This window comes from Hansschlegelia zhihuaiae (assembly GCF_004103825.1).
GTDB lineage: Bacteria > Pseudomonadota > Alphaproteobacteria > Rhizobiales > Methylopilaceae > Methylopila > Methylopila zhihuaiae.
The window spans coordinates 318,686-327,256 of sequence record NZ_RYFI01000001.1 but is presented as its reverse complement, the minus strand read 5'-3'; the positions used below and the strand labels follow the sequence as shown (position 1 = coordinate 327,256).

The following is an 8,571-nucleotide window of genomic DNA, read 5'->3' as shown; positions in this document are numbered from 1 at the left end:
GGGGTCCCCCCAGACGACCCCGCCGAACTTCACCTCGCAGCGCAGGCGCCGCAGACCGACGCTCTCCTTCGGGAGACGGTCCTGGTAGCCTTCCTTCTCGCGGCTGATGTAGACGCAGTTCCCCTTCATATCGAACTGCCAAGCGTGGAACATGCAGGTCATCCGCTTCGGATTTCCCGACGGCTGGCCTTCGTAGAAGCTGCCTGACGGGCGGCGCTCGATCAGCATGCCGCGGTGCGGGCAGACGTTGAGGAACGCCCGCACCTCGTTGTCGGGGCCGCGCGTCACGATGATCGGCTCGTTGGCGATCGAGGTGGTGCGGAAGTCGTAAGGCTTCGGCAGCTCGGACTCGTGGCAGACCGGAATCCACGCCCGCTTGAAGATCTTCTCGAGCTCCTCGTCGAAGATCGCCTGCTCGGTGTAGACGCGGCTGTCGATCCATTCCCCGTCCTGAAGGTTCGGGGCGGCCATCCACTGCTTGTGATTTCTGGCTGGCATCTCGCGCTTCCTCTTGGGTTCTTTGGCGCTCGGGCGGTTTGGACGCCCCGCAGCCGGGAACGGAAGGCGCATCCGTCCCCGAGATGATGCGAGGACGTTCGCCCGTCGGGTTCGATTGGCCAAATGAAACGTTCTTATATTTTGATAGACAGCGGCATGGCATTCGGCGCGCTTTCGGCGCGCAGGACGTGGGGTTCCTGCCCCAAAAGCGCCTTGGAATATAGTCGCGCCTGATTGTCCGATCGTGCCGATAGGATTGCGCTATCAATCCATTTGAAGGAACAATTTTACACCGGGGCGTTTGCGGCGTGCCATCGTGAGGCCCGTCCTGGGGGCGGCGCTGAAAACGATAAAAACGCGATCCGTTCGCCTTATCCGCCCATCCAGAGGCGGAAGCGAAGCAAGGGTCGGCAGGTTCCTCGGGAGGGAACATGGCCCGCATAAGCGCAATGACGTTCGCCGCCGCCAGCCTCCTGGCCGCGACCGCTCTCACGCCCCCGGCCAAGGCCGAGGTGAACTTCGGGAAGCAGGGCGAGAAGGTCGACCTGGTGGTCGGCTACCAGCCCTACTACACCGCCTCGTGGTCCGGCGTCGTGAACAACGGCAAGAGCTTCTGGAAGAAGTATCTGCCGGAGGGCTCGACCGCGAGCTTCCAGATCGGCCTGCAGGGCGCGGTCATCGTGAACGCGATGACCGGCGAGAAGCAGCACATCGGCTACGCGGGCGACATGCCCTCGATCGCCGCGACCTTCCGCAATCTGAAGGACCGCGGCGGCACCGACATCCGCATCGTCGCGTCCGTCGGCCTGTCCCAGCAGCAGTGCAACATCTTCATGGTCAAGAACGACGCGCCGGCCTTCAACACCGGACAGGAGGCCGTGAAATGGATGGCGGGCAAGCAGACCTCGGCGCCCCAGGGCGCCTGCTCTGACCGCTTCGCCCGCGAGGCCTTCGATTCTCTCGGCGTGAAGCCGGCCTCCTACCTGAACCAGAACGTCGAGGTCATCACCACCAACTTCCGCGCCGGCAAGCTCGACGCGGCGACGGTCTGGGAGCCGACCGCCTCCAAGATCGAGATGACCGGCATCGCCAGGCGCGTCGCGACGGGTCGCGACTTCGACCAGTATGACGGCGCCTTCCTGCTGATGCTGAACGACCTCATCAAGCAGCGGCCCGACATCGTGAAGGGCTGGCTCCAGTCCGAGCTCGATTCGGAGCTCTTCATGTCCGACATGAAGAACGCCGACGAGGTCGCGCGCATGGCCGAGGCTCAGACCGAGCGCATGGATCGCAAGATCCTCTGGAGCGCGCTCTATGGGACGATGAACGACAAGGACGTCGGCTCGACCAAGCTCGAGTTCGACTTCGTGGTCACCGAGCGGGTCCAGAAGCTCCTCGACGGGGCCACCAAGTTCCTGAACACGATGCCGGCCAAGCCCGCCGCCGATTCAAAGATCCGCGAGGGCGGCGTCGACGATTCGATCGCCAAGCAGGTGCTGGCCGAACGCGGCCTCAGCAGCCCGATCGGCGTGATCAAGGCGCAGTCCGCGACCGACTTCAAGAACTGACCCGGGCAGGCGCGCGGGCGCACGCGCCCGCGCCCCCTTGGCTTTCGATGACTTCAAGAAGGACCGACCGATGAGCGTTATCGCGCACGACGTCTACGCCGGCGATCGAACGCCCGCGCGCCGCCAGCAGCCGACCGGCTTCGGCATGGCGCTCCACCGGGCGAAGAAGGGTCTCCGATCCCCGACGCCGTACCTGATGGTCTTTGGCATCGCAGTCTGGCTGTTCGCCTACTGGCTGCTCTGCGAGGGCCTCTCGCTCCCGCGCTTCGAGAAAATCCCGGGACCGGTGACGATCCTGTCGGACTGGATTTCGGCCAACCCGCAGCAGGGCACGTCGATCTACACGCCGGACTATTACCAGCACATCTATGTGAGCTGCCGGCGCATCCTGATCGCCTTCGTGCTCGCGACCGCGCTCGGCGTGCCTCTGGGCCTGCTCATGGGGTGGTCCGCCAAGGTCAAGGACTACACCTTCCCGCTGTTCGAGACCCTGAGGCCGATCCCGATCATGGCTTGGGTGCCGCTCGCGATCCTCATGTTCGCGGGCTACGAGACCCCGGTCATCTTCCTCGCGACGCTGGCCTCGTTCTTCGCCACGACCCTCAACACGATGCTCGGCGTCCAGTCGATCGACGAGAGCTATTTCCGCGCCGCCGGCTGCCTCGGCTCCCGCAAGCGGGACGTGTTCTGGCACGTGGTGGTGCCGGGCGCGATGCCCTTCATCTTCACCGGGCTGCAGATCTCGATCGGCGTCGCCTGGTTCTCACTCGTCGCCGCCGAGATGGTCTCGGGCGACTTCGGCCTCGGCTATCTGATCCTGTCCTCATACGTGAACAGCGTCACGGTCCCGATGGTGATCGGCATGCTGACGCTCGGCTTCGTCGGCTGGTTCTCCTCGGCGATCGTCCGCTTCGTCGGCAACCGGCTGATGCAGTGGCACGTCAAAGCGCTCGCGATGCAGGGCCGGTGAGGAGAGACGAGATGCAATCCCAGATCTTCTCCGCTCCCACCGTCCCGACCAAGGGCGCGATCAGCATCCGCGACGTCACCAAGATCTACGACCCCGACGGGGCGCAGGTCATGGCGGTCGACCACTGCTCCATGGAGATCGCGCCCGGCGAGGTCTGCATGATCGTCGGCCCCTCGGGCTGCGGGAAGACCACGCTGCTGAACGCGATCGCGGGCTTCCACTCGATCACCGAAGGCGAGATCCTGCTCGACGGGGTCCCGCTGTGCGGCCCGAAGCACCCGCTCGCGTCCCAGGCCTCGGACCGCATCGTGGTGTTCCAGAACGGCGCGCTGTTCCCCTGGAAGACGCTCGCCGAGAACGTCGCCTACGGGCCGATGGTCCAGCGCCGCTGGCCCAAGGCCGAGTGCATCGAGCGGGCGCGCGCCGCGCTGAAGGAGGCGGGGCTCGGAAACGTCGCGGACAAATATCCGGGAGAGGTGTCGTCCGGCATGGCGCGCCGCGCCGAGATCGTGCGCGCGCTGATCAACGAGCCCAAGGTGCTGCTGCTCGACGAGCCCTACCGGGCGATGGACGCGCTCACCAAGCAGATCATGCACGAAGCGCTGCTTGAGATGTACGACCGCACCAAGGTCACGATCTACTTCATCACCCATGATCTCGAAGAGGCGATCTTCCTCGGCGACAAGGTCTACGTGATGACGACGCGGCCCTGTCGCGTGAAGAAGGTGATCGACATCGACCTGCCCCGGCCGCGCGACTACACGACGCTCACGAGCGAGGCCTTCCGCCTGCTGGTCAAGGAGGCGGACGAGGCGGTGCACGAGGAGGCCCTGAAGGCCTTCCAGGCTGGAGAACGCGAGATGGCGTGAACGGGCCGAACGCCCGCTCCCGCCTTTCCCGAAACCGTCGCAGGACAATACGCCATGAGCGCCGTCACCGCCCTTCCGTCACAAGCGCCCGCGCCGAGGGTCTTCAAGCGCCGTTCGAAGTTCGAGCGCGCGGTGTCGAGCCCCCGTTTCTGGCGGGGCATCGCCGGGATCCTCGCCTTCCTCGCTCTCTGGGAGTTCGGCGCCTGGGCCAAGGCCGGGCTTGGCCTCGAGATCCCGTTCTTCGGCAAGCTGCCGGCGCCGAGCGCGGTCGCGGCCGCCGCGGCCGAAGTCGTGGTCCAGCCCGGCTATTGGTGGAGCTGGGTCGAGAGCTACAAGCGCGTGCTCGGCGGCTTCGTGATCGCCATGATCCTGGGCATCCCGTTCGGGCTGGCGCTCGCGGTGAACAAGTATTTCCGCGACGTGTTCTTCCCGCCTTTCGAGATCCTGCGGCCGATCCCGCCGCTCGCCTGGGTGCCGGCCTCGCTGATCTTCTGGCCGACCAACGAGATGTCGATCATCTTCGTGACCTTCCTCGGCGCGTTCTTCACCATCGTGATCAACGTGCTGGGCGGCGCCCGCACGATCGACGTGCGCTACCTCAGGGCCGCCCAGTCGATGGGCGCGACCCAGTGGCACCTGTTCTCGCGCGTCATCCTGCCCGGAACGCTGCCTTCGATCTTCACCGGCGCCGCGGTCGGCATGGGCATCACCTGGAACGTCGTGCTCGCGGCCGAGATGGTGTCGGGCGGCGGCAGCCAGGCGGGCGGCGGCCTCGGCTTCTTCATCTGGAGCTCCTACATGGGCGGCTCCATGGAGCACATCATCGTCGGCATGATCTCGATCGGGATCGCCGGCTATCTGTCGAGCGCGCTGATCCGCGTCCTCGGCGAACGCGTCATGCCCTGGCGGCGGGCGTTCTGAGCGGCCACCAGAGACAGGAGCGAAAGCCATGACCACGACCGCCGCCAAGCCCACCGCCGTGACCGCGCCCGTCGATCACGCCGCCGGCAAGAGCCGGGTCGAGCTCAAGAACGTCTCCCGCGGGTTCGGGGAGGACTGGGCCCGCGAGGAGGTGGTCCGCAACCTCACCTTCGAGATCAAGCCCGGCGACCTCACATGCATCGTCGGGCCCTCGGGGTGCGGCAAGTCCACCATCGTCAACATGGTGGCGGGCTACGATCACCCCGACTCCGGCGAGATCCTGCTCAACGGGCAGAAGGTCGTGGGTCCCGCGAAGGACCGCATGGTGGTGTTCCAGGAGACGGCGCTGATGCCGTGGCAGACGACGTTCGACAACGTCGTGTTCGGGCCGCGTCTTCGGCACGAGGGCTCGCGCCCCGAGATCGAGAAGGAGGCGCACCGCCTGCTCGAGAAGGTCGGGCTCGGCGAGTTCAAGCAGAAGTATCCGTCGCAGCTCTCTGGCGGCATGCAGCGCCGCGCCGAGCTCGCCCGCGCGCTGATCAACCGCCCGCTGCTGCTCATCATGGACGAGCCGTTCCGCGGCCTCGACGCGATGTCCCGGCCGCTGATGCAGGAGTTCTTCCTCAGGCTGTTCGAGGAGAACCGGCGCACCAACCTGTTCGTGACCTCCGAGATCGAGGAGGCGATCTTCCTGGCCGACCGTCTCGTGGTGCTGTCGAACCGTCCGGCCCAGGTCCGCGCGGTGATCGAGATCCCGCTGCCGCGTCCGCGGCAGTTCCACATGATGAGTTCGCCCGAGGTGTTCGAGATCAAGCGCCAGGCGCTGGAGATCCTGCACGACGAGGCGATGAAGAGCTTCGGCGGGGCCGCGCATTTCGCGCACAGAGGGCCGGCTGAGCACGAGGCGCGCGCCTGAGAGCCCGGCCTTGGAGCTGCTCGGCGTCCTGATCGCGCGTGAGACCATCATCGCGACGGCCGTCGTCGGCGCGGCTCTCGCGACCGCCGCGAGCCTGCGGTCGGTGCGAGCGCGCGCCGGACCGGCCGCGGCCGGCGCGCTGGTCAAGGCCGGATATGCGTTGACCGGCGTCAGCATGCTCCTGATGATCGTGGCCGGGTTCCTGTCCGGCCGTTGACCGTCGGGGGCCGCGGGGGCGCGTTGCGTTGCTGATCGAGGCCGACCATCTCGCAAAGCGTTTCGGGGACAAGACCGCCGTCTCCGACGTCAGCTTCATGGCCGCGGAAGGCGCGATCGTCGCCCTGCTCGGCGCGAACGGCGCCGGCAAGTCCACCGCCATGCGGATGCTCGCGGGCTTCCTCGCCCCGGACGCAGGCGAGGCGCGGATCCTCGGGCGGCCCGTTTCGCGGGCCGCGCGGGCGTCGATCGGGTACCTGCCGGAATCGCCGACCGGCTTTCCGGACCTGACGGTGCGCGAATTCCTCGTCTTCGCAGCCGAAGCGCGCGGCCTCCGGGGCGCGGCGCGGCGGCGGGCGCTGGAGCGTGCGATTGAGGCCGGCGACCTCGCCGAGGCCGTCGGCCAGCCGCTCGGCACGCTCAGCCAGGGCTGGCGCCAGCGCGCCTGGATCGGCCAGGCCTTTCTGCACGACCCGCCGGTCCTCATCCTCGACGAGCCCACGACCGCGCTCGATCCCGGCCAGAAGCGTCGGCTCAGGGCGCGGCTGCGCGAGGCGGCGAAGACCAAGGCGATCGTCGTCTCGACCCACATCCTCGAGGAGGCCGAGACGCTTTGCGACCGGGCGATCGTGTTCCGCGACGGCCGGGTCGCGGCCGATGGTTCGATCAGCGAGCTCGTCGACGCAGGCGGACGGCTGACCGGCGCCTACGAGACGCTGGCTGGGGTGAGCTGACGGCGGCATGTCGACCGTAGCTCCTCTCCCGCCGCCCTCGTTCCTGGCCGCAGTCGGGGCGGTGTTCCGCCATCAGCTGCGGTTGCTCGTCCATTCGCGGCTGACGCTCGTCTTCCAGCTCGCCTTCCTGATCGCGCTCCCGGTCGCGACCTTCCTGATCGGCGACTTCTTCGCCGCTGACGAGGCGTCGCTCGATCTGCCGCTCTCCTTCCTGCCATGGATCGCGCTGGTGTTCACGCCGGCGCTCGCCATGAAGACCTTCGTCGGCCGGTCGCTCGACCGCGAGAGGGAGTTCCTGCTGACCCTGCCGNTCGCTCGACCGCGAGAGGGAGTTCCTGCTGCCCCTGCCGCTGCCGACCGGCGCGATCGTGATCGGCGCGTGGCTGGCGGGTTCGCTCGCGCTCGTCGCGACGCTCGCCTTCGCCGCGCCGATCGCCGTGACCGCCGCCTGGCTCGGCCAGCCCGACTATGGCGTCATGGCCGCCGGCGCCTTCGCCGCCGCGCTCCTGCTGACGTCCTTCTACGCCGTGGGCCTGTTCGCCTCCGCGGCCGCGCGAAGCGAGATCGGCGCATTCGCGATCGCGTTCGCGATCCTGTTCGCGCTGCTGATGTTCGGCTGGGACGGCTTTGGACGGCTGTTCGCCGGCGCTGCGCCGGTCGGTCCGGTCAAGGTCGCGGCCTACGCCTCGCCGAAGTTCTGGATGGAGCGGATCGCGGCGGGGCGCGTCGAGCTCCGCGCGGTGCTCTATTTCGTCGGCCTGACCGCGCTCGCGCTGGCCGGCGCCGCGGCCGCTTTGAATCCCCTGGGGCGTCGGGGCGTCGGCCGGTCCGCGCGGATCGCCGCCGGCGGGCTCGCGGGACTGGCGCTTGCGGCGGCGGCCGTCGCGTTCGTGCCGTCGCGCGTCGCCCTCGACCTGACGGCCGACAAGCGCTTCACGCTGTCGGACGGAACGATCGACCTGCTGCGCCGGCTGCCCGAGGGATCGCGGATCGACCTCTTCTGGAGCGCCGGCGGCGCCGACATCCCGTCGGCCGTGCGCGCCTATGCGGAAGAAGTCGCCGAGCTCCTTCGCCAGATGGCCGACCGATCCGACGGGCGTCTCGTCTTCGACGCGCACGACGCCGAGCCGGACGGCGAGCGCGAGTCCGGAGCGATAGCGGCCGGCGTGCGACGCGTGCCGCTCAGTTCCGGCGACACCTTCTTCCTCGGCGCGAGCTTCTCGGCGAACGGCAAGCGCGTCCCGATCCCCTATTTCGACCAGCGCCGCGCGGGCCAGCTCGAATATGACGCCGCCACCGCGCTCGCCGGTCTCGCCCGGACGCGGCCGCCGCGCGTCGCCGTGGTGACGCCGCTGCTTGCGCCGGGCGACCCGAACGCCGCGGATGTCGGCTTCAACGCGATCAACGAGCTCCGCCGCGCCTATGACGTCGCGATCGTGCCGCCTTTCGCGGACCGCCTTCCGGACGGCCTCGACGCCGTCGTCGTGATCGGCGCGAATCTCCTGAAGCGCGAGATGCTCTACTCGATCGACCAGGCGGTGATGCGGGGCGCGGGCCTCGTCGCCATGATCGATCCACGGCTGCGGCTCGCCCCGGCCAACGACAAGGCGCCGCCCCAGCCGTCCGACGACGTCGACGATCTCTCCGACCTCCTCGCGGCCTATGGACTTCGCTACCTCGGCGACGAGGTCGTGGGCGATTTGTCGCTCGCCACGCCCGTCGCGGACGCGTCTGGGCGGACGCTGAGCTTCCCCTACTGGATGCGGTTCGGGGGCGGGCGGATCTCGGAGACCCACGGCGTCACGGCGGCGCTCGGAGACCTGCTGTTCGTCGAGCCCGGCGGCTTCGCGGCTCCGCCCGCGGCCGCGCTGGTTTCAAC

At 68.2% G+C, this 8,571-nt stretch carries 10 protein-coding genes; 8 read left to right on the top strand and 2 right to left on the bottom strand.

All coding sequences use genetic code 11. The features are described from left to right. The coding region (locus EK403_RS22860; protein WP_245479446.1) for an aromatic ring-hydroxylating oxygenase subunit alpha at nt 1–498 on the bottom strand (498 nt) is incomplete at its 3' end. Nucleotides 499–929: 431 nt separating this feature from the next. On the opposite strand from EK403_RS22860, the gene EK403_RS01510 reads away from it, so the two are divergent. The 7 genes from EK403_RS01510 to EK403_RS01480 all read left to right on the top strand — a co-directional run bounded on the left by EK403_RS01510 (nt 930) and on the right by EK403_RS01480 (nt 6,692). Then, entirely contained in the window at nt 930–2,066 is a 1,137-nt protein-coding gene (locus EK403_RS01510) for a type 2 periplasmic-binding domain-containing protein (protein ID WP_128775733.1), read from the top strand. Nucleotides 2,067–2,136: 70 nt separating this feature from the next. After that, nucleotides 2,137–3,036: an ABC transporter permease gene (locus tag EK403_RS01505; RefSeq protein ID WP_245479445.1), complete on the top strand. Its 900-nt coding sequence runs from the start codon at nt 2,137–2,139 to the stop codon at nt 3,034–3,036. Between the two features lie 11 nt (nt 3,037–3,047). Continuing rightward, entirely contained in the window at nt 3,048–3,905 is an 858-nt protein-coding gene (locus EK403_RS01500) for an ABC transporter ATP-binding protein (RefSeq protein ID WP_128775732.1), read from the top strand. Between the two features lie 54 nt (nt 3,906–3,959). Continuing rightward, nucleotides 3,960–4,826 (top strand): ABC transporter permease, encoded by an 867-nt coding sequence (locus tag EK403_RS01495; RefSeq protein ID WP_128775731.1) that lies wholly within the window; start codon nt 3,960–3,962, stop codon nt 4,824–4,826. 28 nt (nt 4,827–4,854) lie between these two features. Beyond that, on the top strand, nt 4,855–5,742 hold the full coding sequence (locus EK403_RS01490) for an ABC transporter ATP-binding protein (RefSeq protein WP_128775730.1): 888 nt from the start codon (nt 4,855–4,857) through the stop codon (nt 5,740–5,742). Nucleotides 5,743–5,752: 10 nt separating this feature from the next. Then, complete coding sequence (locus EK403_RS01485) at nt 5,753–5,959, top strand: hypothetical protein (RefSeq protein WP_128775729.1); 207 nt, start codon at nt 5,753–5,755, stop codon at nt 5,957–5,959. A 28-nt stretch (nt 5,960–5,987) separates the two neighbouring features. Further along, nucleotides 5,988–6,692, top strand: coding sequence for an ABC transporter ATP-binding protein (locus EK403_RS01480; protein WP_128775728.1), 705 nt, complete (start codon nt 5,988–5,990; stop codon nt 6,690–6,692). Nucleotides 6,693–6,764: 72 nt separating this feature from the next. On the opposite strand, the gene EK403_RS01475 is transcribed toward EK403_RS01480, so the two are convergent. Further along, complete coding sequence (locus EK403_RS01475) at nt 6,765–6,944, bottom strand: hypothetical protein (RefSeq protein WP_128775727.1); 180 nt, start codon at nt 6,942–6,944, stop codon at nt 6,765–6,767. A gap of 116 nt (nt 6,945–7,060) precedes the next feature. Between EK403_RS01475 and EK403_RS01470 the strand changes: the two genes are divergently transcribed. After that, the coding region (locus EK403_RS01470; protein ID WP_206659460.1) for a GldG family protein at nt 7,061–8,571 on the top strand (1,511 nt) is incomplete at its 3' end.